This window comes from Hyphomonas sp. UBA4494, from assembly GCF_002388935.1.
In the GTDB taxonomy this organism is placed as follows: Bacteria; Pseudomonadota; Alphaproteobacteria; order Caulobacterales; family Hyphomonadaceae; genus Hyphomonas.
The window spans coordinates 24,568-45,970 of the sequence record NZ_DGNK01000032.1 but is presented as its reverse complement, the minus strand read 5'-3'; the positions used below and the strand labels follow the sequence as shown (position 1 = coordinate 45,970).

Sequence of the window (21,403 nt, the reverse complement as noted above, 5' to 3'; positions counted from 1 at the left end):
CCCACCCAGCCTGCGGAATAGGCCTGTAGGACCCGCCGGACACGTCCCCGTTCGGCGGGTCCGCTTATAACGGGCCCTGAGGGCCCAGGATGCAATCCCCCAAAGACCTGTCATGACGCTGGGGCAATTCATTTGCCCCTATGTGTTGTGCCGGTGTGCCAACGCAGTCTAGATGGGAACATCGTTAAGTTCTTTCGCGAGACACCCACATGACAGTAAATTCTGCTTCACATGAGCCGTTGGAGCAAGTTTTCGACCAGATTCAGCGGGAATCAGGGCACGAAGACCTCACCGGACTGACGGATGGCGACCTAAAATTTCTTGCGCGCCGCCATTGGGAATGGGCAGAGACGGTCGCTCCGGGAGAGCAGGATGTGCGCGTCCTGCTGGAGGTCGATGGGGAAAACGGGGCCTCCCTGTCACGTACCATTCTAGAGACCGCCAGCCCGGACATGCCATTCCTCGTGGATTCGGTGCTTGGCGAGTGCGGCGCGCAGGGGTTTGAGGTCGCGGCCCTGTTTCATCCGATTGTCAAACGACAGGACGGGCGCAGCGTGTCCGTCATCCAGGTTCATTTGCCGATCCTGACCCACGATGAGGCGGCGCGCCTGAAAGCCGGAGTTCGCCTGGCGCTGGCGCACAATGCGGTTGCCGTATCGGACTTTGAGTCCATGCGGGCGCGCATGCAGCAGGAGATCGACCGGCTGAAGGGCGTCACGCATCTCAAAGAGATGGACCGCGACGAAGCAGTTGCCTTCCTGAAATGGCTTTCGCGGGAACATTTCGTTTTCCTCGGCTGCCGCGAATACGAATTCGAGACAAATGCCGATGGGCAAGTGCTGCCCGAAGAGCCGATCATGGTGGAGGGCTCCAATCTGGGCGTGCTGCGCGATGAAGAACTGAACGTTCTGTCTCGCGAGGCCGAACCCCTCGTGTTGACGCCCGAGATTGGCGCACATCTGTCGGAACCGTATCCGATCCTTGTTGCCAAATCGACGCTGACCAGCCTCGTGCACCGCCGGGTCGCTTGCGACTATGTCGGCGTGAAGAAATATGATGCGCAGGGCAGGGTGAATGGCGAAGTCCGCTTCCTCGGCCTGTTTACCGCTGAGGCCTATGACGAAACGGCCCGCTCGATCCCGCTGATCCGCCGTCGAATTGCCGCCATCCTCGAAGCTTCTGGCGCAACGCCCGGCGGACATACCGAAAAGGCGTTGACCAATCTGCTGGAAACCTGGCCGCGCGACGAGTTGTTTCAGACCTCGTCGAAAATCCTCCATCCGATCATTGTCGGCGCGCTGCATCTGATCGGGCGGCCACGCACGCGCCTGTTCGTGCAGCAGGACCAATTTGACCGGTTTGTCACCGCAATCGTCTATGTGCCGCGTGAAGCCTATGACACCGCCATGCGCCAACGCATCACGCAGGAACTGGTCACCGCTTACAATGGGCACGTAACGCGCTTTCGTCCGTATTTTGATTCTGAAACCCTGGTTCGGGTGCATTTCGAAATCTGGCTGGGACAGGGCCATCCCTTGCCGGACCTTGCGGCGCTCGAGAAGCGTATCGTCCAGATCACGCGAACATGGGAGCAAGGCTTCCGGTCGGCGCTGGTCCAGTCTGACCTTGAACGCGTACATCAGGAAAATGCACGTTCCTTCATCGGGGCTTTCAATGCAGCCTATCGCGAAGCCTTCGGGCCTGACGAGGCGATGCGCGATGTTGCGGCGATGGCAAATTTGTCTGCCGGTCACCCCATCCTGACGCGCGCCTACCGGCTGGAAGGGGATTCCGACAACAAGATACGGGTCAAGATATACTCCCGCAATGGTTCGATCCCGCTGTCTGCCTGTGTGCCAATCTTCGAGCAAATGGGTTTCTTCGTGGATTTCGAGACCGGCTATCCGGTCCGTCCGACGGAAAAGCCAGCCGACGATGCGCCCGAGACCTACTGGATCCACGATGTAGTCATGTGCGCGACGGCCGGCGCAGCAATTGACCTCGATGCAATCCGAACCGCGCTGGAGGATGCGTTTGTTGCGGTCTGGAGCGGACGGGCCGAAAATGACGGCTTCAACCGGCTGGTGCTCAGCGCTGACGCAAGCTGGCGCGATGCGGCCCTGATCCGGGCGCTCGCCGGATATCGCCGCCAGAGCGGCATGGATCAACCGCAATATGTTCAGGAGACGGCGCTTTCGACTTATCCGGCGATTGCCCAGAAATTGCTGGACCTGTTCGCTATCCGCTTCGATCCGGCGCGCGATATGTCACTCGCCGAACGCACGCATGAAGCCGAGAAAATGCGCGCAGAGATCGAGGACGCATTACGCGACGTGTCGGCGCTGGCAGACGATCAGGTGCTGCGCCGTCTCGCTGATCTGATCCTGGCCGTTCAGCGGACCAATTTCTACCAGACCAATGGCGATGGCGCGCCCTACAGTTTTGTCAGCCTCAAGATTGCCAGCCGCGAACTGGAAGACCTGCCGGAGCCGAAACCCTTCCGCGAGATATATATGTCGAGCCCGCGGGTCGAGGGCGTGCATTTGCGCTTTGGCGCGGTTGCGCGCGGGGGGCTGCGCTGGTCGGACCGTGCATCAGACTATCGCACCGAAGTTCTGGGCCTTGTGAAAGCGCAGCAGGTGAAGAATGCGGTCATCGTGCCGGTCGGCTCCAAGGGTGGATTCTTGCCGAAACAATTGCCGGATCGTTCTGACCGCAACGCCTGGTTCGAGGCCGGACGGGATGCCTACAAGGAATTCATCCGGGCGTTGCTCGGTATCACGGACAATCTCGTGGAGGGGCAGGTCACCCACCCGGCGGACACGATTGTCTGGGATGGTGAAGACCCCTACCTCGTCGTGGCGGCGGACAAAGGCACGGCGACCTTCTCCGACACCGCCAATGCGATCAGTGAGGAGATGGGCCACTGGCTGGGCGATGCGTTCGCGTCGGGTGGTTCGGTTGGCTACGATCACAAGAAGATGGGTATTACTGCGCGGGGAGGCTGGGAAGCGGTCAAGCGTCACTTCCGCGAACTCGGCAAGAACATCCAGACCGAGCCTTTCACCGTGATCGGTGTGGGCGACATGAGTGGAGACGTGTTTGGCAATGGCATGTTGCTATCGCCGGAAATCCGGCTGATCGCGGCCTTCAACCACATGCACATCTTCATCGACCCGGACCCTCAGGACGTTGCCAAGAACCTGACTGAACGTCAGCGTCTGTTCGACAAGCCGCAATCGAGCTGGGCGGACTACAACAAAGGAATCCTGTCGAAAGGCGGCGGAATCTTCGAGCGCTCCGCGAAGTCGATCACGCTGAGCGATGAGATCAAGGCGCTGAGTGGCTTGTCAAAGGATGCGGTCACGCCCGACGAGTTGATCCACGCCCTGCTGAAGACGGATGCGGACTTGCTCTGGTTCGGCGGCATTGGCACCTATGTGAAGGCCGCGCATGAAACTCATGCGGCCGCCGGTGACCGTGCCAATGATGCGATCCGGGTTGATGCAAATCAGCTGAAGGTGAAAGTCATCGGGGAGGGGGCCAATCTGGGCGTCACCCAAGCCGGGCGAATCGAGTTTGCCCTGCATGGGGGACGGATCAATACGGACGCGATCGACAATTCCGCCGGCGTCGATTCGTCTGACCACGAAGTGAACATCAAGATTCTGGCTGCTGAGGCGGTTCGTGAGGGCGACCTCGATCCGGCAGACCGCAACGACCTTCTTGCGGAGATGACCAGTGACGTGGCGGCGCTTGTCCTGCGTCATAATTATACACAGACCTTTGCGCTGACCCTGGCCGAAACGACCGCCAAGGAAGACCATGATGCGCTTGAGCGCCTGATGGAGTATCTGGAAGACCGAGGCGTATTGAACCGCGCGCTGGAAACCTTGCCGGAGACCGGTGAGATGAAGGTGCGTGCCGAGCGCGGCCAGCCATTGACCCGGCCGGAACTGGCCGTTTTGCTCGCCTGGTCGAAGATCACCCTGTTCGACGATATTGTGGCCTCCGATATTCCGGACGATCCGTATTTCGAAGACCTGTTGGTCAATTACTTCCCGAGTCCGATCAACACCTATTCAAAGGCGATGTCGAACCATCGCCTGAAGCGGGAAATTATCGCGACGATCATTGCCAATCGTGTGCTGGACATGGCCGGGCCGGTGGCCCTGCTGCGCCTGCGCGAAGTGACCGGCGGCGACAATGCGCAAGTCGCGCGCGGGCTCGAAGCGGCGCGTGCCGTTTTGAACTTTGACGGCTTCCAGCGCGAGGTCGACCAGCTCGACACGATCGTGCCTGCGGATGTGCAAATCGATCTGCGTCTGCATGCGGCAAGCGCCATGGTCGATGCGGCGCTCTGGTTCATTGAAACCCATCCGGACCTGCATGTCGGTGACGCCGTGCAACATACCGAAGCGCCTCTGAACGAGTTCAAGGCCATTCTCGCCGGCATTCACTCGCCGTTCCCGGCTGCGCGCATAGAGCGCGAAGTGCGTAGCCTGATGAAGCGCGGCGCGTCGGAAGAGATTTCGCGATGGGCGGCTGCGATGGGCCAGTTTGCTCAAGGGCTGCTCGTGGTCGATCTGGCTGGCAAGGCGGGTGTCAGTGTGGAGGCGGCCGGCAAGGCTTTCTACACGATTGGCGACCAGCTGCGCATCGACCGGCTTCGCGCCATGGCGCGGGACAATCTGCTGCATGCAGATTATTGGGATCGCGTGGCGGGCCGTCGCCTGTTGAACGAACTGGTTCGGATGCAGGCGGATGCCACCGAGAAGGCTCTCGCCGGAGACGGGGCAGATGCCTGGCTCGCCGAGCGCAATGATGCGCGCAAGGCATTGCTCGCAGAGTTGCATACGCTGGGCAAGGATCGCAATTGGGCGTTTGCGCGATTTGCGCTTGCGGCCGACGCGTTGCGCCAGTTCATGCGCCACTGATCGTTGCACCAAGAGCCGGACAGGGCGTGTGCCCTTCCGGTTTCCTGTCATCCAAGGTCCTTGCGGACGGAAGGCGGCGCCTTCGGCAGGGACGGTATTCATATTGGTGTGGGAAGTCGTGCCCCTGCAGCGGACCGCCTCCCATCCGCTGGCCGGGGCCTGAGCATACCCCGACCGGACCGCCGCTTCCCATTTGGGCAAGAAGCGACCCGGACAAGATACAAGCCGGAGATCTCAGACAAATTCGATTAGCGACAAAGCCCGTTATCCGGGCGGTGCCGGGCCGATTACTGTTGGAAGAAGTTGTTCACATCCAACGCTTTCTGAGCCCTTAGCGCGCTGCAGAGCGTTGCCTTCTCCGTGCCCTGGGCCAGGGATCGCTCATAGCCTGGGATCAGCTGCGCATTCTGTTCAAAAAAGTCTTCCGCCTCTGCGGCCTTTCTGACGCTGCAGAAATATCCCGTCAGGCCCGCGAGCTTTGGCTGACGGATTTCGGGCATGCGCTCCACAACCGTCTCGAAGTTTGTGGTTATCAAATCCCATGCGGTGTCTTGTGCTGCCGGGTTGGCCATGGCGCCATAGACAACCGTAAAGACTTCGTCTGTCGAGTTCGGGCCGTTCAGAACCGCCGAGAACAGGTCTGACACGACATCCTTGCTTCCGCGACTGGCCAACACTCTCAGGATTGTCGAGCGTTCATTCTGATTGGTTGCAGTGGTGACATAGGCCTTGGCAGCTTCATAGAAGTCAGCGCCGCCATCCTCTATGCCGATGATCATGGCCGTGGAGAGATCCTCCGGCGCAAGCGCCGTCGCGTCCGGGCTGCCTTCGAGTCCGACATACTGCCGGGCACGGGCGAGCAGGGCGCGGCGCTCAGCGGGCCGCTCGCCATACTCCAGCAACAAGCCATATAGCCTGTCGCGCAAAAGCATCTCCTGCTGGCTCAGCGCTGTTGCCGGACGGGATTCCAGATATTCGGCCAACGGCCCATAGGTGCGCTGGACCCACGCGCGAAGGCCCGCTTGCTCTGATGGCTCCAGCATGCGGTCGAGCGTGCCAATAATGCCGAACCCTTCAGAAACCGCACGCGGATGACCGCTTGAGGTTGCGGCCAGTCCAGCCATCAGGTCATCGGTGCTGATCCGCCCTGCACGGAAACCGGAGATCAGTGCATCCGCAAACATGATCTGTTCGGCGTCAGACAAGCTATCAAAGTTGGAAATCAGCGCCGTCAGGTTTTCCGCATTCGTATCGAAGCGCCAATAGCCCGTGCCGCCGGCATTTGGCATCACCCAGTCGGGGCAATCGCCATCCAGAGGAATCTCGGTGACCGGCGCGGTCAGTATCTGACGGATCGTGCGATCACCCACAGGCCCTTTCAGGCGCGCAGCAAACGGCACGCTCCAGGTCTGAGCACTGGTATCGATATCAGAGCCAAGCGGCGCATAGCGCTTTTGAGTGACCGTGATCAGGCCCGCATCTGGAGCAGGGCAGGACACGGCGACATCCAGCGATGGGATGCCTGGCTGGTTGATATAGCTGGTGAAGGCTTCAACAATATCCGGCTGGCCGGACCCGTCGGCGAGGCTCTGCATGAAATCGTCGGCATCAGCGACGCCATCCTCGAAGCGACGCATGTGCAAGCGGATACCTTCGCGGAAGGCTTCTTCGCCCAGATAGGTCTCGAACATGTTCAACACGCTGCCGCCTTTGCGATAGGTAATGGAGTCGAACGCGTCGAGAATATCGCCATTGGTTTTGATCGGATTGCGAATCTGGCGCGCCGATTGAAGACTGTCGGCCCCCATCGCGCTGAGCCCTGCCAGGATTGGGCTGAGGCCCCACTCGCCGTCCGGGTCAACCCCGTCCATCGTCTTGTAACTGATCCACGTCGCAAAGGCCTCGTTCAGCCAGATGTCGTTCCACCATTTCGGCGTGACGAGATTTCCGAACCACTGATGGCCAAGCTCGTGGGCATGCGTCGTCAGGATACCGCGGCGGCGGGACAGGCTGGTCTGCTCATTCATCAGCAGCGCGGCTTCGCGGTAGATGATCGCGCCGGCATTCTCCATCGCGCCATAGGCAAATTCCGGCGCGGCGATCAGGTCCAGTTTTCCATAGGGGTACGGATAGTCGAAATAGTCCTCCTGCCAGAGCAACATCTCGTCAGTGATGTCGAGTGCCTCGCTGAGCTGGTCTCTCTTGCCGCGGGCAGCAAAGCCGCGCAGGGGCACCGGCACCTCGCGCAGGGCATTGGCCGGAATGGCCGGGGTGGGCCGCATCTCGTAAGGGCCGACTGCGAGGGCGACCAAGTAGGACTGGATCGGGCGCGTTTCGGCGAAGACATGCCGGGTCCAACCGTCTTCGGCCGGTTCGGCGCTGATTTCCTCGCCATTGGAGATGACCTGCATGCCTTCTGGCGCGGTGACGGTCACGCTCCACGGTGTCTTGAAGCGCGGTTCGTCAAATGAGGGCACCATCCGGCGCGCATCAATCGCTTCCATCTGGGTGGCAAGATAGTCCGTATCGGATTGAACCGCCTTGTAGAGACCGGCAAGGCCCATATTGTAGGGCGCTGTATAGCTGATTTCGAGCGTGGCCGTGCCCGCCGGGATCGGCGAGTCGAAGTCGAGCCTTGAAACTCCGCCCGGTGCCTGATTGCCAGTAAAAGTTGCCGGGATATGTGTTCCATCGTCCAGCACGGCCTTGGCCGACAGCACCGTCTGATCCACCGAATGCAACCAGATGCGCGCATGCGGCGCTGTCAGGGCCACATCAATGGCTACATTACCCGAGAAACTGTCGGCATCTGGATCAGTTTTCAGCTCCAGCCGGTAGGCCAGTGGTGTAACATCCGTCGGCAACTGCCCTGCGGGCGGTACTTGAATCTGGACAGGCTGGGTCTGGGAACCGAGGCTTGCGTCAGAAGTGGAATTCGCATTTCCGCAGGCGTGAAGTGCAAGGAGAGAGACCGCGCCCGCCAAGGCAGCGCGAAACCGGGAATCGTGCATGAATGTGGTCCTGTAACGGTGGAAACAGTTTGAAGCCAAAAAACATAGGATACGGCCCAGCAAAAGCGATCAGATGCAGCTGAATTTAACACCCCTTTCAGTGATGCCATGAGAAGTTGAACCCATGAAACGGCTCTACCATTGGCCTCTTGATCCGGCCGGACGGCTGGTCCGCCTCGCCTTGGGCGAGAAAGACGAGGGATTCGAGGCGTTGGAATCGCCGCCCTGGTCAGCTCATCCGGACGTGCCCCGCCTCGCACATGGGGCTGTTGCGCCCGCTTTGGTTGAGATCGACAGCGAGCCGCGCATGTTTGCCTGCGGCACGCGCGCCATATGCGAGTATCTTGAAGAGACCTCCAGCGGACGGGGCCTGTTGCCATCAGATCCGGCGGCGCGCGCTGAAGTCCGACGCCTGTGGGCCTGGATTGAAGCTGCGTGTGAAGAGGTTACCGACACGCTATTGACCGAACGCGTAATGCAATGGGTGCGCCGCGATCGGCACCCGGATTCAGCGCGTTTGCGCCGGGGGGCGCATGCGCTGCGCGGACGTCTGACCTTCCTGAATGGCCTGCTGGAGCTGAATGGCTATCTTGCCTGCCGGGAGCTCACCCTGGCCGATCTGGCTGCAGCGGCGCACTTGTCTGCCTATGACTATTTCGGCGATGTCGAATGGAATGCTGTGCCGGAGCTGAAAGACTGGTATGCCCGGATCAAGTCGCGTCCGAGCTTCAGGCCCTTGCTGGCCGACCGGTTGCAGGCGGTGCGGCCCGTAGCGCACTATACCGATTTGGATTTCTAGACCTTGCCTGATCACCTCCACATCCGCGTCAAGCACCTCGCCCGGTCGCTTGGCTTTGATGACGTGGCGATAGCGCGGGCGGATGAGGCGTGGGACGCAGGCGACCGGCTGGAAGCATTCGTAGAAGCTGGCCATCATGGCAGCATGGACTGGATGGAGACGACGCTGGAGCGGCGCAAGGCGCCGACTGCGATGTGGCCGGATGCCAAATCTGCCGTCGTCGTCGCGCTCAATTACGGCCCGGACCATGATCCGCTCCACACTCTGGAACAGAAGGCGCTTGGTAACATCTCCGTCTACGCACGGGGGAGAGACTATCACGACACGTTGAAGAAGCGGTTGAAACAGCTCGCCCGGGAGTTCGTGGCCCAGACCGGCGCTGAGGTGAAAGTCTTTGTCGATACCGCGCCTCTGATGGAAAAGCCGCTGGCCGAAAAGGCCGGGCTCGGCTGGCAGGGCAAGCACACCAATCTGGTCAGCCGCGAACTGGGGTCTTGGTTTTTCCTGGGTGTGATGCTGACCGCCGCGGAACTGGAACCTGATCAACCGGAGGCGGATCATTGCGGTTCGTGCCGCGCCTGTCAGGACATCTGCCCGACCAATGCGTTTCCCGCGCCCTATCAACTCGATGCGCGGCGCTGCATTTCCTATCTTACCATCGAGCATTCGGGGCCGATCCCGGCAGAGTTTCGCGCGGCGATGGCCAACCGCATCTATGGGTGTGATGATTGCCTTGCCATCTGTCCGTGGAACAAGTTTGCCGAAGCCGCCAGCGAGATCGCCTTCCATGCGCGGCCTGAACTCAAGGCGCCGGGGCTGGATGAACTTGCCGCGCTGAACGATGCCACATTTCGAGAAGTGTTCTCCGGTTCGCCCATCAAGCGGATCGGGCGGGACCGGTTCGTGCGCAATGTCTGTATCGCCATCGGCAATTCAGGGGAGGGGGCGCTGGTCGCCAGCCTGCTGCCGCTGCTGGATGATCCGGCGCCGGTGGTACGTGGGTCTGCTATCTGGGCGCTCGCCCGCCTTGATCGTGCCCGATTTGCGACGGAAAAGGCCGTCCGGATGGAGCCGGAAACGGATCCGGGCGTTCTGGCGGAATGGATGACAGAGTGATGAGCGGTTTCTGGACCTTTCTGACATGGGCGATGCGCATTCTGGCGGGCCTGTTTGTGGCGTTTCACCTCTATGCGCTGGCGCTGGTCTGGCTGCCCATTCCGGGCACGGTGCTGATGGTGCAGCGCGCGGCAGGTGGCGAGACGGTACGGCGCGACGCGGTGCCCTTGTCCGAGATTTCGACTCACCTTGTGCGCGCGGTCATCGCGGCGGAGGATTCCCGCTTCTGCGAGCATAATGGAATTGACCGTGCCGCGATTGAAAAGGCGCTGGACGAACGTCGTCAGGGCAAGGGCACGCGTGGAGCTTCCACAATCACACAGCAGACCGCCAAGAATGTCTTCCTCTGGAATGGGGGCGGCGTGCCGCGCAAGCTGGGCGACATGTGGATGGGAGTGTTCATCGACAAGTTCTGGGGCAAGGCCCGGGTCATGGAAGCCTATCTGAATGTCGCCGAATGGGGCGATGGCCTGTTCGGCGCAGAGGCCGCCGCGCAGGCGCGGTTCGGCAAGTCCGCCGCCGACCTGACGGAGCGCGAGGCCGCACTGCTGGCCGCCGTTCTGCCGAGCCCGAACAAATGGCGCGTCGATCCGCCGGGGCCCTATGTCAACACACGCGCCGGCACGCTGCAGGCGCGCATGCGAGTGGTGCATAGCCAGGGCTTGGCGGCCTGTGTGCTGGGCGATACGCCGCCTCCGGCACGCCCGCAGCCACAACAGGGCCAGCCGGCCCCGCAGCCGGAGCCATTGCCGGACCTGCCGCCTGAGCCGGAAACCGGGCCTGAAGCGATCACGCCTGAAGAGGTGCAGGCCGCGCCAGAAGATGACGAGTTCGATGCGTTTCTGGAAGGCGCGCAGGAACGGTTTGGCGAGGCCGGGCAATCTCCTGAACCCATCGAGGAAGAACCTGAGCCGTTGGAGCCCGAAGCCGCAGCGAGCCAGTCGGAAGCGCAGGATGGCGGGCCGACCGATCTGCGTCCGCGGTCTCTGGAGCCGGTTGAAGACCCGGCCAGTGAGGACTCCCCCGAGTAGCGCGCCGTCTTAATCGGCTTCCGGCGGTCGCGCTTTTGTTTCATCCTGTTTCGCACTGTCCGGTTCCGGCTCATTTTCCTCCGGTTCCGGTTCCGGTTCCGGTGCGGGGGCCGGATCAGGTGTACGCTTCGGGTGGGATATCTCGACCTTGAGCGCGGAGTCCGGTTCGATGAACAGCTCCTTGCGGCGCAGCGGCACGGACATGCCATTCTCGGTGAAGCGTTTCCAGACTTCGCGCAGGATGTTGGAGCCGACATTGGCCGTGCCATTTTCCGGGTCGATGATCCAGAAGCGCATCTCCAGAACAATGCACTCATCGGTGAAGTCTTTGACCAGGCAGACGGGTTGCGGCCAGCTGATCACGCGCTCGGTCGCCTTGGCGGCGGCGATGACGATGGCAATCGCCTCTTCCAGGTCGGACGTATAGTCGATGCGCAACTCTTTGTGGATGCGCACGCGCTTGTTGGAAAAGCTCCAATTGATCACCGTATCGGTCATCAGCTTTTCGTTCGGGATCAGGAATTCCTTGCCTTCCTGCGTCGTGATCGACGTGTAGCGCAGGCCGAGGGATTCCACGACGCCGAACGTCTCGCCGACCTCGATCACGTCCTGCGGCTTGATCGAGCGCTCCGAGAGCAGGACGATGCCGGAGACAAAGTTCGAGACAACTTTCTGCATACCAAAGGCAAAGCCAAGGCCGATGGCACCGGAGATGACCGTTAGCGCGCCGAGCGGAATGCCCAGCCCGGCCAGGGTGAGCAGGGCGGCGGCGACGATGAATACGATCTGGATCGCATTGCCGATCAGGATACGGATCGAGGGCTCGACTTTGGGAATATGGTTGACCCGCCGCTTCATGGATTTCGCGGCGCGGTTTGCAATGAACAGCAAGACAGCGGCGGTCAGGATGGCCTGGAAGATGAAGACTGGGCTGATCCGCCGATTCCCGAAGGATGGACCAATACTCGAAAGCCAGTTCATGACATCCGGCAAAACGCCAAGGGCGAAGAATATCGCGAACGTCCATGTCAGGAATGATGCAAGACCGCGCAATTCTTCCGGCAGAAAGGTCATGGTCACGCGGATGGCAAGCCAGGCAATCGCGAGTGACAAGGCTGTCCGAACCAGGATCAGCGAGTGGTCAATGGAACTGAGCAATGAGACCGCAAGCGCCAGAAGGATGGACCAGAGCGCCGGACGAACCGCCTTGTGCAAGACGTCCAGTCCTTCGCGGCGGGGCGGCTCGACAAAGCGTCGCAGCGTGACCGTGATCAGGCGCTTGAAGGGTGGGGTGAGCAGGGCGCCCAGCGCGAGCGCCAGGATGATACAGCCGAGCTGGATCAGGATGGGATAGAGAAATTCAGGCTGTTGCGCCTTTGTCTGAAGCCAGCCGGCTGGGTCGTCGAGAAAGGGTCGAGCAGGCTCTATCCATTTGAGTAGCGGATTAATGACGTCTTCTACCGGCGGGAGGATATCCTCCGATGGCGGAGTGGCTTGTCCGGTCGCTTCCGTCGCATCCACCGGACGGCAATAGGTTTCCCCATCACCGCCGGTGATGCATTTCTGGTAGGTGACGCCATCTTCCGCCAAGCGCTACCCGCCTAGACTGGGTCGTAGGGGAAGACACTGGCCGAGGCGCCCATGTCGAAGAAGTTGGCTTTCATGGCGGGCATGGCCTGTTCGAGCAGGCTTTCCGGCGTCCAGCCCTCCATACGCGCCAGCGACTTGACCGGACGCGGCTGGTCGAACAGCACGACTTCATTGCCGCGCACGGCAAAAATCTGTCCGGACACGTCATTGGCCTTGTCGGCGCAAAGGGCCACAGCCAGTTGGGCAACCTGGTCGGCCCGCATGCCCTGGCGCATCCGCTCGACACGCTCTGCGCCGGCTTCGTCCTTGACCGGGATGGAGGCGATCATGCGCGTCCAGGCAAATGGCGCGATGACATTGGAGCGGACATTCTTGCGCGCGCCTTCCATGGCGACGATGCGCGACAGGCCGACAATGCCCATCTTGGCGGCGGCATAGTTCGCCTGGCCGATATTGCCGATCAGGCCGGATGTGGAGGTGAAGAGGACGAAATTGCCGTCTTCCTTTTCGCGGAACAGTTCGATGGCCGCGCGGGTGACGTTGAAGCTGCCCCGCAGGTGCACGTCGATGACGCTGTCCCAATCATCTTCGCTCATCTTGTGGAACATGCCGTCGCGCAGGATGCCGGCCGGGTTGACGATCGAGTGCAGGGCGCCGAACTCGTCCTTGGCCTGTTCGATCATGCCTTGGACCGCTTTCATGTCGGTCACGCTTTCCGAGTTCGAGACAGCCTCGCCGCCCGCCTTGCGGATTTCCTGAGCCACGGTTTCGGCCGGGCCTGCACTGCCTTCATCGGCGCCGGTCAGGCTGCCGCCCAGATCGTTGACGACCACTTTTGCGCCTTCGCGCGCCGCGAGCAGGGCGGTCTCCTTGCCGATGCCATTACCACCGCCGGTCACGAGGACCACTTTGCCTTCCAGAACGCCCATCAGACGAAACTCCCTTTATATGTTGCAGTCGCGGCCACACTAGAACTCGGCCCGTAATGTTCAAGGTTTGAAATCGTCGCTGGTGCGGGTAGAGGTGCTGGCATGACAAAGACATTCCAAGCTGTAATCTGGGATTTCGGGGGCGTATTCACGACCTCTCCCTTCGACGCCTTCACCCGCTACGAGGCCGAGCATGGCCTGCCAAAGGATTTCATCCGCACGGTCAATGCCACCAATCCGCTGGACAATGCCTGGGCCAAGCTTGAGCAGAGCCTCGTCACGGCGGCAGAGTTCGACGGCATGTTCCGAGAGGAATCAAAGGCGATGGGGCATGAGGTGCCCGGGGGTGAAGTGCTGGCGCTGTTGTCCGGCTCGCTGCGGCCACGCGTGGTCAAGGCGCTGAGCGTCTGCAAGACCAAGGGCAAGGTTGGCTGCATCACCAACAATGCGCCGGTCGGCAAAGGCGCCTCGATGACCAATGACGAGGCAAAAGCGCGTGAGGTGGCCAAGGTCTTCGACATGTTCGACCATGTGATCGAGAGTTCAAAGCTCGGCATTCGCAAGCCCGATCCGCGCATCTATGCTCTGATGTGCGAGACGCTCGATGTTGATCCGGCAAGCTGTGTCTATCTGGATGACCTCGGGCACAATCTGAAACCGGCCCGTGATATGGGCATGACAACGATCAAGGTACTCAATGAAGACCAATTGTTGTCAGACCTTCAGGCGGCGACCGGGTATGCACTGGGCTAACGCCCTCATCGGCGCGCTGGCGGCCATGCTGCTGGCGGCGTGCTCGCCTGCGGCCGAGCCGGAACGGCCATTGGTGCCGGATGAATCCCTGATGCAGCCGCCACAGGTGCCTGAGCCGGTCGTGCTGACTGAAGAAGCAGAGGCAATGCGGGACCAGTTATTGTCGCATGCGAAAGCCGGATCGCTCAGCCGTTTGTCGCGAGTGGCCAATGCGAATGACGGCTTTGTCTCCAATCTGGGCGGTACGCCGCACCGGCAGTATTGGGATTTGATGCGCCGGATTGGCGCCGATCCGAACCGCAGCTTGCGCAAGTTGTTCGAACTGCCTCCCGGCATGCGCGAGATTGATGGCGAAGTCTGGTATGTCTGGCCAGACCTTGCCGCGCGTGACGCTGAGGACCTGATCCCGGAAAAACTGTCCTTCCAGGACCGGCGACGCCTCATGGAACTGATTGGCGAAGAGGGAATTGAACGGATACGGCAGGGCGAAGGCTATCCTGGCATGCGCACCGCCATCGCGGGCAATGGCCGATGGGTCTATTATGTGCTCGGTCAGGATGCAGAGGACTGAGCCATGACAGACAGGATTGGCGCAGATGCAGCGCTCTCAAAACTGGGCGGCTGGGCAAAAGGTGCCGGTGACCGTGACACGATCGAGAAGACGTTCAAGCTGGCCGATTTCAAGACGGCCTGGAGCTTCATGTCGGCTGTCGCACTGAAAGCCGAGCAGTTGGACCATCATCCTGAATGGTTCAATGTCTACAACAAGGTCGAGGTTACGCTGACGACGCATGATGTGGACGGTGTGTCTGAAAAGGACGTTGAACTGGCCCGGTTCATGGATGAACTGGCTGCGAAACTTTCCTGATCCTCGCGGCAGAACTGTCGCCTCTCCCAAGGTCAAGCTGGCCCGGTTTCGAGTGCACTGTTACGGGTAGGAAAACCTGAAACAGTGGAGGAGACAGACATGGGTCGCGTACAGGGCAAGAAGGCATTTATCACCGGCGGTGCGCAGGGGCTGGGCGAGGCAACGGCGCGTATGATGGCTCGCGAAGGCGCCAAGGTAACCGTCACCGATGTGAACGGGGCAGGGGCCGAAGCTGTCGCCGCCTCGATCAATGACGAACATGGCGCGGGCACGGCCTTTGCCTGGCAGCATGACGTGACCAATGAGGCGCAATGGCAGGAAGTGCTGCAAGCGGCGCATGATGCGATGGGCGGCCTGAACGTGCTGGTCAACAATGCCGGCATCGGTTCGCTCGGCTCGGTCGAAGACGAAAACTACGACATGTTCAAGAAGGTGCAGACCGTCGATGTCGATTCCATTTTTCTCGGCTGCAAGTACGCCATTCCGCTGATGCGCGCGCACGGGCTTGGTTCGATCATCAACATCTCGTCCATTGCCGGTATCATCGCGAGTGCGAACTACGTGTCCTACAACACCGCCAAGGCGGCCGTGCGGCATATCTCGAAATCCATCGCGTTGCATTGCGCCAAGGGCGGCCAGATTCGCTGTAACTCGGTGCATCCGGTCTTCATCAATACGCCGATCCTGGATCGGACGAAGGAAATGTTCGGCGAGGAAGAAGCGCTCGCCAAGCTCGGTCGCCAGATCCCGCTCGGCAAGGTCGGTGAGCCGGACGATATCGCCTATGCGGTGCTCTATCTCGCATCGGATGAGTCGAAGCTCGTCACCGGAATCGAGCTGAAAGTGGATGGTGGCATCTCGGCCATGTAAAGGCTTGTCGCTCCCGACTGTTCCTGTTATGTTCCGTTCTGTCCAATTGATGGGAGGGACTTATGATCGGGTATGTAACAGTCGGGACGTCAGACCTGCAGCGCGCTGCGAAATTCTATGATGCCATTGCGGCCGAGATGGGCACTGGGCGGATGATGGATTTCGACACATTCATCGCCTGGGGCACGCCCGGCGGTGCAGCAGGCGTGGCGGCGACCCTGCCATTCGACAAACAGCCTGCCACTGTCGGCAATGGCACGATGGTGGCGCTGCAGGCCAGGGACAAGGACCAGGTGCACAAGCTGTATGAGATCGCGCTGGCAAATGGCGGCAGTGATGAAGGCGCACCCGGACCGCGTGGCGATGAAGGGTTCTATGCCGCTTACTTCCGGGATCCGGATGGCAATAAGCTCAATGCTTTCACGATGGTGTAAGCGGGCGTTTCGACGTCACGATCACGGCATAGACGGCGAGTGTGCCGACCAGGCCTGCCGATACGTAGAGCGGGAGTTCCGGCATGAATGAGTACAGCATAGCCCCGATAAGGGGGCCGAAGATGAAGCCGGCCGGGGGCGCTGCCGCGAGCAGCGCTGCCGCTGAGCCTTGCTCCTCGCGAGAGACCGAAAGGCTGCCCAGCGCATTTGCGGCGGGCACGGCCAGCGCCGCGCCACACCCAACAGCAAAGAAGCTGAGTGCGAGTGACCAGAACGGGAAGAAGAGGTCGGCTGAAACATAGCCCATGGCCACAATGGCGAGGCCGATGGGCAGGATGCGTCGCGGATCGGGTTTGCGCGGCTGAACAAAGCCGAACTGCACCATGATCATGCCCGCAGCGATGCAGGCGAAGGCAATCCCTGAATGAAGCACGACGGCTTCGCCAGCAGAGCGGCTGGCTGTGTCCACAAACTGGTAGCGATCTTCGATGAACCAGCTGATCGTCTGCTGTACGATTCCGATTCCGATGAAATAGGTGAACAGGAAAAGCAGGTGCGGGAAGACGCGCGGGTCGCGCACCGCGAGTGGGGTGGGGCGTTTGGCCGATTTCGGGCGCGGCCTGGTCGGGGGCAGAAGCACTGCCAGAACAAGCGCTACGATCAGATTGAAGGCGATAGTCCCCCAGATCGGCATCAGCGCCCCAAACGGGGCGAGCGCGGTGGCACCTGCCGGGCCGAGGATGGATCCGATGCTCATACAGGCGCCAAGCATGCCGAGCCCGCCGGCCCGGTCGAGCGGCGTGGTGGCATCCGTCATCGCGGCCATGGCGGCTGGTTGCAGACCGGGCGACAACAGGCCGAACCAGAGGCGCACGAAGACAAGTGTGAAAAAGGCGGTCAGCCCGGTCAGGATTCCTGCCAGCGCGGCGCTCAGGGCGAACACGAAGATCATGTTGGTCAGGCCCATGGCCGCCAGCGAGAAAACCATGACGCGTTTGCGGCCGAACCGGTCAGCCAGCCGGCCCCAGGTTGGAATGAGCAGCGCATAGACGGCCGCAGACAGGGTCAGGATACCCGCGACCTGAATTTCGGTCAGGCCCGCCTTGCGGGCGAGGGGGGCAACGACCACGAAGTTGATGCTCATGCCCGCGCCCATGGCCACCATGGCAATGCCGATCATCGCTTTCTGGACCCCGGTGAGCGGTAGCAGCGGCCTGTCCGGATCTGTCATGCAAGCGGGCTCCCTCGGCAATTGTTATAATTGTTTGTGTTTGCCCGCCTTGCCAAACGGAATGTGTTCCCAACTGGCAAAGCTAGAGAGAACGCCTTGCACAAGCTAGGGGCATCACCCTAAGTGAAGGCAACAACAGAAAAATCGGAGCGTTGCCCCATGGCCGCCATTCTTGATCTCATCATGGTCGTTCTGCGGATCGCCACATTCATCATCATCATTCAGGCTGTCTTGTCCTGGCTGGTCGGTTTCAATGTGCTGAGCCTCCAGAACCCCACCGTACGCAGTGTCTGGGGTGGATTGCAGCGTATTACCGAGCCGGTTTACCGCCCGATCCGCAACATCCTGCCGCCCATGGGTGGGCTGGACCTGACGCCTATGGTGGTTCTGCTGATCATTTTCTTCCTCGAGCGTGTGATCGCGCGCTACGGCTACGGCATCGTCCCGTTCTGATCGCATGCACAGGCTGATCGTTCGCGTTCAGCCGAACGCCTCGGCCGACCGGGTCGAAACATGGGAAACAGACGCTGCGGGCCGGACCTATTTGAAGGTTCGTGTGCGCGCCGTGCCGGAGAGTGGCAAGGCGAATGCAGCCGTTGAAAAACTGATCGCGAAATGGCTGGGCGTGCCAAAGTCTGCGGTCAGGGTGGTGACGGGCCCAAAGAACCGGTTAAAAGGCCTCGACATTGACGGGCCGCCCGATCTGGCGGCGAAACTGGCCGGGGATCAGGGCAATGAGCGCGCAGGTAATTGACGGAAAATCGGTTGCGGCAGATGTCCGCGCAGACGTGGCAAAGGCGGTCAGCCAATTGCCCGGACAGCCTTCACTGGCTGTGGTCCTTGTGGGGGAAGACCCTGCGAGCCAGGTCTATGTGCGCAACAAAGTGCGCCAGACCGAAGAAGTTGGCATGGTCTCCGTGCACCACCGCCTGCCGGATACGGCCAGCCAGGCCGATGTCGAGACCCTGATTGCAACCCTGAATGCCGATCAAAGCGTCGATGGCATCCTGCTGCAGTTGCCGCTGCCCAAGGGTCTCGATGCTGATGCGGCGATCGAGAAGATCGACCCCGACAAGGATGTCGACGGACTGACCGAAGTGTCTGCCGGTCGCCTGACGCTCGGCAAGCCGGGCCTGCGCCCGTGCACACCGACCGGCTGTGTGATCCTGGCCAAGCGCGCGCTGGGCAGTGACCTCTCCGGCAAACATGTCGTCGTGATTGGTCGCTCTATTCTCGTCGGCAAGCCGGCCGCGCTATTGTTCCTGGCTGAGAACTGCACGGTCACCATCGCGCACAGCCGCACAAAGGACCTGCCGGCCATGTGCCGCGAGGCCGACATTCTCGTGCCTGCCGTCGGACGTCCGCAAATGGTCAAGGCCGATTGGGTGAAGCCGGGCGCGACCATTATCGATGTCGGGATCAACCGGATCGACGCGCCCGAAAAGGGCGAGGGGAAGACGCGTCTGGTGGGCGATGCCGACTATGCCGCCAGCGCGGAAGTTGCGGGTCACATCACGCCCGTGCCGGGCGGGGTCGGGCCCATGACCATTGCCTGCCTGTTGCGCAACACGGTGCTGGCCGCCTGCGCCCGGCGTGGCTGGCCTGTTCCAGACGGTCTGTGAGCCAGTCCTTTTCCCCGCCGGACACGCCGCGATTCCGGCAACTTTGGGAAGATCAGGATGGCCTCTGCGCCCTGTGTGGAAAGCCCATGCCCCCCAGCCGGGCCGATGTGGCGCATTCCACGCTCTGGAAGAAATGGCGGCCGACATTCGACCATATCATACCGCGCGCGCATGAGGGGTCGGACGAGATCAGCAATCTCCGTCTTGCCCATGCCATTTGCAACAAACGCCGAGGCACCGGAAAGGGCTAGGCGAGGCCTGCAGCCCGGACATTCGGCTGGTAGGTACGCGAAACCGGTGCTTCCTGACCGGATTTCAGGATGAGAACCAGTTTGCCATTGGTGCGCCGCGTATCGGCGACGCCATTGTGCGAGACCCACCATGAGCGATGAGTCTGCAGGCCATTGTCTTCGCCCAGTTCTCGCATCGCATCGGCCAGCCGCATCAGGATCAGTTCTTCTCCCCGGTCTGTATGAACGCGCAGATAGTGATCTTCCGAGGAGATGGCCCAAAGATCTGCCCCCCGATATCGCACTGGCAGGCGCGACAGGAAGCCCGCGACCCGGTCTTCCGGTTCGGCGTCTTCCAGCTCGGCCAGTTGACGGGCCCGATCAATGAGGAATCCGCCCGTCGTGATGACGAGCGAGATCGCCAGCACATAGGCAAACTGGATGGGGATGTGCACCAGGGAAATCGACGCGCCCAGAAAGGCCAGGAAAATACAGAGTGAGATCGTGACCGGAATTGCAAGCAGGACGGCCGCGGCCACAATTCTCAGGGCCGGGTGGGACGTCTTCATGTGCGTGTGGAAGACAAAGGGTACGACCCAATAGGATGCGACCGACCCGACCAGCATTGTGACGAACCACATCAGGAATCGGAGTTTGAGAGAGCCGCCGGCGCCATAGACTCCGAACCATGTGAAGCCAGCCGCCAGCAGGGTGACGATGCCGAGTGTTTTTCCAATATCCTTCAGGGCTGATGCCATCGTGTCATCCCGTGTATTTCGCGCTTCGTGAATGGGTTTGCAGGTATTTGGCGAAGGATTCCAGCCCGTCCGCGCAATCTCCGTAGCGCTGACCCGGCCCGCACCACACTCTGTCTTCATCACCCACCACGGGGCGACCGCCCCACACTATGGAGACATCAAATGAACATCAACCGCACACTCGTATCGATCCTGGCTGCCATCGCCATTGTGCCTGTTTCGGCGTCTGCCGCTGACCTGACGCTCAAGGTCGAAAATCTTGGTGAGAATACCGGGGCGCTCCACATTGCGATCTTCAACGAAGGCGGCTGGTCCGGAAATGACTCCGTTGCAGCGGACATTGTCGACGTTTCAGAAGGCGCTGATTCCGTCGTCTTTGAAGGGCTGGAGCCTGGCACATACGGTGTGAAGCTGTTTCACGACGTAGATGGCGACGGCGAACTGGCGCGTGGAAATTTCGGTATTCCGACAGAACCCTATGGTTTCTCCAATGACGCGCCGGTTCGCTTTGGCCCGCCAAGCTTCGGCGATGCCGCGTTCGCCCTGCCGACTGATGGCGCCGTCCACACAGTCACGATGCGCTAAGCCTGTCGCCAAGGAGACCTGCCATGAAAAGCCCTGCCTTTGCCCTGCCATCCGGACTGCCCCGCCTGTCGCCGGGACGGCCCAGCAACCGCACCGTGATCCTGATCGGCCTTGCCGCCTATGCGGTGATCAGCTGGATGATCCTGAAAAGCGCGGACAATCCTCCGATCCGGTTCAGGCTGGATGCCGCGCGTCTGACCGAGTCGCCGGTCGTGCTAAAAATGCACCTGGCGGGAGCGCTCAGCGCGTTTGGTATCGGCACGGCTTTGATGATGGGCGTGAAGGGCAGGGGGCTGCACAAGCGGCTTGGCTATGCCTGGGTTGTGGCGATGGCGATCACGGCGATCAGTTCCTTCTTCCTGACAGGCCTCAATGGCAACAGCTTCAGCTGGATCCATGGCCTGTCAGCCTGGACAATCATCGGCCTGCCCATGGGCATCGCTGCAGCGCGGCGAAAGGACATTGCGAAGCACCGCAAGGAAATGACCGGAATGTTCACAGGGGGCATGTTGTTTGCTGGCCTGTTTACCTTCCTGCCGGGCCGCATGATGTGGTCGATCTTCTTCGGCGTTTGACCGGAATAAGCCTCTTACCGACCCCTCCAAAGACCGCTACACCTATTGCAGGTAGAGGTACCTT

General features: G+C 60.9%; 20 protein-coding genes. 15 read left to right on the top strand and 5 right to left on the bottom strand.

The window, feature by feature from the left end:
* Positions 1 to 209 precede the first annotated feature (209 nt).
* Positions 210 to 4,937, top strand: a complete 4,728-nt coding sequence (locus B2P82_RS12415) for an NAD-glutamate dehydrogenase (RefSeq protein ID WP_290497258.1) — start codon at positions 210 to 212, stop codon at positions 4,935 to 4,937.
* Between the two features lie 287 nt (positions 4,938 to 5,224).
* Here B2P82_RS12415 and B2P82_RS12410 read toward each other — a convergent pair whose 3' ends face one another.
* A complete protein-coding gene (locus B2P82_RS12410; RefSeq protein ID WP_290497255.1) occupies positions 5,225 to 7,948 on the bottom strand; it encodes a M1 family metallopeptidase in 2,724 nt (907 codons plus the stop codon).
* Between the two features lie 124 nt (positions 7,949 to 8,072).
* Here B2P82_RS12410 and B2P82_RS12405 point away from each other — a divergent pair, with 124 nt between their 5' ends.
* Genes B2P82_RS12405 through mtgA form a run of 3 tightly spaced genes read left to right on the top strand, consistent with a single transcriptional unit; the run spans position 8,073 to position 10,894 of the window.
* Positions 8,073 to 8,747, top strand: coding sequence for a glutathione S-transferase family protein (locus B2P82_RS12405; protein ID WP_206991358.1), 675 nt, complete (start codon positions 8,073 to 8,075; stop codon positions 8,745 to 8,747).
* A gap of 3 nt (positions 8,748 to 8,750) precedes the next feature.
* The gene (gene queG / locus B2P82_RS12400) at positions 8,751 to 9,863 is read left to right on the top strand and encodes a tRNA epoxyqueuosine(34) reductase QueG (RefSeq protein ID WP_290497254.1); all 1,113 of its coding nucleotides are present in this window, start codon (positions 8,751 to 8,753) and stop codon (positions 9,861 to 9,863) included.
* Positions 9,863 to 10,894: a monofunctional biosynthetic peptidoglycan transglycosylase gene (gene mtgA, locus B2P82_RS12395; RefSeq protein WP_290497253.1), complete on the top strand. Its 1,032-nt coding sequence runs from the start codon at positions 9,863 to 9,865 to the stop codon at positions 10,892 to 10,894. The genes queG and mtgA overlap by 1 nt, the downstream gene beginning before the upstream one ends.
* A gap of 9 nt (positions 10,895 to 10,903) precedes the next feature.
* Here the strand turns inward: mtgA and B2P82_RS12390 are convergent, their stop codons facing one another.
* Both B2P82_RS12390 and B2P82_RS12385 read right to left on the bottom strand, forming a co-directional pair.
* Positions 10,904 to 12,484, bottom strand: a complete 1,581-nt coding sequence (locus B2P82_RS12390; RefSeq protein ID WP_290497251.1) for a mechanosensitive ion channel family protein — start codon at positions 12,482 to 12,484, stop codon at positions 10,904 to 10,906.
* Between the two features lie 11 nt (positions 12,485 to 12,495).
* Positions 12,496 to 13,413 carry an SDR family NAD(P)-dependent oxidoreductase gene (locus B2P82_RS12385; protein ID WP_290497249.1) on the bottom strand — a complete coding sequence of 306 codons (918 nt, stop codon included), beginning with the start codon at positions 13,411 to 13,413 and terminating at the stop codon, positions 12,496 to 12,498.
* A gap of 102 nt (positions 13,414 to 13,515) precedes the next feature.
* Between B2P82_RS12385 and B2P82_RS12380 the strand changes: the two genes are divergently transcribed.
* The 5 genes from B2P82_RS12380 (at position 13,516) to B2P82_RS12360 (ending at position 16,338) form a co-directional block, all read left to right on the top strand.
* A complete protein-coding gene (locus tag B2P82_RS12380) occupies positions 13,516 to 14,166 on the top strand; it encodes an HAD-IA family hydrolase (protein ID WP_290497247.1) in 651 nt (216 codons plus the stop codon).
* Positions 14,153 to 14,737: a hypothetical protein gene (locus B2P82_RS12375; protein ID WP_290497245.1), complete on the top strand. Its 585-nt coding sequence runs from the start codon at positions 14,153 to 14,155 to the stop codon at positions 14,735 to 14,737. The genes B2P82_RS12380 and B2P82_RS12375 overlap by 14 nt, the downstream gene beginning before the upstream one ends.
* 3 nt (positions 14,738 to 14,740) lie before the next feature.
* Entirely contained in the window at positions 14,741 to 15,034 is a 294-nt protein-coding gene (locus tag B2P82_RS12370) for a 4a-hydroxytetrahydrobiopterin dehydratase (protein WP_290497243.1), read from the top strand.
* A gap of 99 nt (positions 15,035 to 15,133) precedes the next feature.
* A complete protein-coding gene (locus B2P82_RS12365; protein WP_206991351.1) occupies positions 15,134 to 15,904 on the top strand; it encodes an SDR family oxidoreductase in 771 nt (256 codons plus the stop codon).
* A gap of 62 nt (positions 15,905 to 15,966) precedes the next feature.
* Entirely contained in the window at positions 15,967 to 16,338 is a 372-nt protein-coding gene (locus B2P82_RS12360; RefSeq protein ID WP_034810488.1) for a VOC family protein, read from the top strand.
* On the opposite strand, the gene B2P82_RS12355 is transcribed toward B2P82_RS12360, so the two are convergent.
* A complete protein-coding gene (locus tag B2P82_RS12355) occupies positions 16,325 to 17,569 on the bottom strand; it encodes an MFS transporter (protein WP_290497242.1) in 1,245 nt (414 codons plus the stop codon). The two genes, B2P82_RS12360 and B2P82_RS12355, sit on opposite strands and share 14 nt — an antisense overlap.
* A 159-nt stretch (positions 17,570 to 17,728) precedes the next feature.
* Here B2P82_RS12355 and B2P82_RS12350 point away from each other — a divergent pair, with 159 nt between their 5' ends.
* From B2P82_RS12350 to B2P82_RS12335, 4 genes are all read left to right on the top strand, one after another.
* The gene (locus B2P82_RS12350; RefSeq protein WP_034810489.1) at positions 17,729 to 18,022 is read left to right on the top strand and encodes a YggT family protein; all 294 of its coding nucleotides are present in this window, start codon (positions 17,729 to 17,731) and stop codon (positions 18,020 to 18,022) included.
* 4 nt (positions 18,023 to 18,026) lie between these two features.
* Positions 18,027 to 18,323: a DUF167 family protein gene (locus B2P82_RS12345; protein WP_290497240.1), complete on the top strand. Its 297-nt coding sequence runs from the start codon at positions 18,027 to 18,029 to the stop codon at positions 18,321 to 18,323.
* Entirely contained in the window at positions 18,304 to 19,191 is an 888-nt protein-coding gene (folD, locus tag B2P82_RS12340) for a bifunctional methylenetetrahydrofolate dehydrogenase/methenyltetrahydrofolate cyclohydrolase FolD (protein WP_206991349.1), read from the top strand. Before B2P82_RS12345 ends, folD begins: the two co-directional genes overlap by 20 nt.
* A gap of 86 nt (positions 19,192 to 19,277) precedes the next feature.
* Positions 19,278 to 19,442: an HNH endonuclease gene (locus tag B2P82_RS12335; protein ID WP_242517395.1), complete on the top strand. Its 165-nt coding sequence runs from the start codon at positions 19,278 to 19,280 to the stop codon at positions 19,440 to 19,442.
* On the opposite strand, the gene B2P82_RS12330 is transcribed toward B2P82_RS12335, so the two are convergent.
* Positions 19,439 to 20,179 carry a LytTR family DNA-binding domain-containing protein gene (locus B2P82_RS12330; RefSeq protein WP_290497239.1) on the bottom strand — a complete coding sequence of 247 codons (741 nt, stop codon included), beginning with the start codon at positions 20,177 to 20,179 and terminating at the stop codon, positions 19,439 to 19,441. The two genes, B2P82_RS12335 and B2P82_RS12330, sit on opposite strands and share 4 nt — an antisense overlap.
* Before the next feature lie 162 nt (positions 20,180 to 20,341).
* Here B2P82_RS12330 and B2P82_RS12325 point away from each other — a divergent pair, with 162 nt between their 5' ends.
* Both B2P82_RS12325 and B2P82_RS12320 read left to right on the top strand, forming a co-directional pair.
* The gene (locus B2P82_RS12325) at positions 20,342 to 20,764 is read left to right on the top strand and encodes a DUF2141 domain-containing protein (protein WP_290497237.1); all 423 of its coding nucleotides are present in this window, start codon (positions 20,342 to 20,344) and stop codon (positions 20,762 to 20,764) included.
* A gap of 23 nt (positions 20,765 to 20,787) precedes the next feature.
* Positions 20,788 to 21,339, top strand: a complete 552-nt coding sequence (locus B2P82_RS12320) for a DUF2306 domain-containing protein (protein WP_290497236.1) — start codon at positions 20,788 to 20,790, stop codon at positions 21,337 to 21,339.
* Positions 21,340 to 21,403 lie beyond the last annotated feature (64 nt).

Bases quoted from the DNA above. Each gene is read 5' to 3' on its own strand.
- folD (WP_206991349.1), top strand. From the start codon at position 18,304: ATGAGCGCGCAGGTAATTGACGGAAAATCGGTTGCGGCAGATGTCCGC.
- B2P82_RS12405 (WP_206991358.1), top strand. From the start codon at position 8,073: ATGAAACGGCTCTACCATTGGCCTCTTGATCCGGCCGGACGGCTGGTC.
- B2P82_RS12320 (WP_290497236.1), top strand. From the start codon at position 20,788: ATGAAAAGCCCTGCCTTTGCCCTGCCATCCGGACTGCCCCGCCTGTCG.
- B2P82_RS12365 (WP_206991351.1), top strand. From the start codon at position 15,134: ATGGGTCGCGTACAGGGCAAGAAGGCATTTATCACCGGCGGTGCGCAG.
- B2P82_RS12360 (WP_034810488.1), top strand. From the start codon at position 15,967: ATGATCGGGTATGTAACAGTCGGGACGTCAGACCTGCAGCGCGCTGCG.
- B2P82_RS12385 (WP_290497249.1), bottom strand. From the start codon at position 13,413: ATGGGCGTTCTGGAAGGCAAAGTGGTCCTCGTGACCGGCGGTGGTAAT.
- B2P82_RS12410 (WP_290497255.1), bottom strand. From the start codon at position 7,948: ATGCACGATTCCCGGTTTCGCGCTGCCTTGGCGGGCGCGGTCTCTCTC.
- B2P82_RS12350 (WP_034810489.1), top strand. From the start codon at position 17,729: ATGGCCGCCATTCTTGATCTCATCATGGTCGTTCTGCGGATCGCCACA.
- B2P82_RS12380 (WP_290497247.1), top strand. From the start codon at position 13,516: ATGACAAAGACATTCCAAGCTGTAATCTGGGATTTCGGGGGCGTATTC.
- B2P82_RS12345 (WP_290497240.1), top strand. From the start codon at position 18,027: ATGCACAGGCTGATCGTTCGCGTTCAGCCGAACGCCTCGGCCGACCGG.
- B2P82_RS12330 (WP_290497239.1), bottom strand. From the start codon at position 20,179: ATGGCATCAGCCCTGAAGGATATTGGAAAAACACTCGGCATCGTCACC.
- B2P82_RS12370 (WP_290497243.1), top strand. From the start codon at position 14,741: ATGACAGACAGGATTGGCGCAGATGCAGCGCTCTCAAAACTGGGCGGC.
- B2P82_RS12375 (WP_290497245.1), top strand. From the start codon at position 14,153: ATGCACTGGGCTAACGCCCTCATCGGCGCGCTGGCGGCCATGCTGCTG.
- B2P82_RS12335 (WP_242517395.1), top strand. From the start codon at position 19,278: ATGCCCCCCAGCCGGGCCGATGTGGCGCATTCCACGCTCTGGAAGAAA.
- B2P82_RS12325 (WP_290497237.1), top strand. From the start codon at position 20,342: ATGAACATCAACCGCACACTCGTATCGATCCTGGCTGCCATCGCCATT.
- B2P82_RS12415 (WP_290497258.1), top strand. From the start codon at position 210: ATGACAGTAAATTCTGCTTCACATGAGCCGTTGGAGCAAGTTTTCGAC.
- mtgA (WP_290497253.1), top strand. From the start codon at position 9,863: ATGAGCGGTTTCTGGACCTTTCTGACATGGGCGATGCGCATTCTGGCG.
- B2P82_RS12355 (WP_290497242.1), bottom strand. From the start codon at position 17,569: ATGACAGATCCGGACAGGCCGCTGCTACCGCTCACCGGGGTCCAGAAA.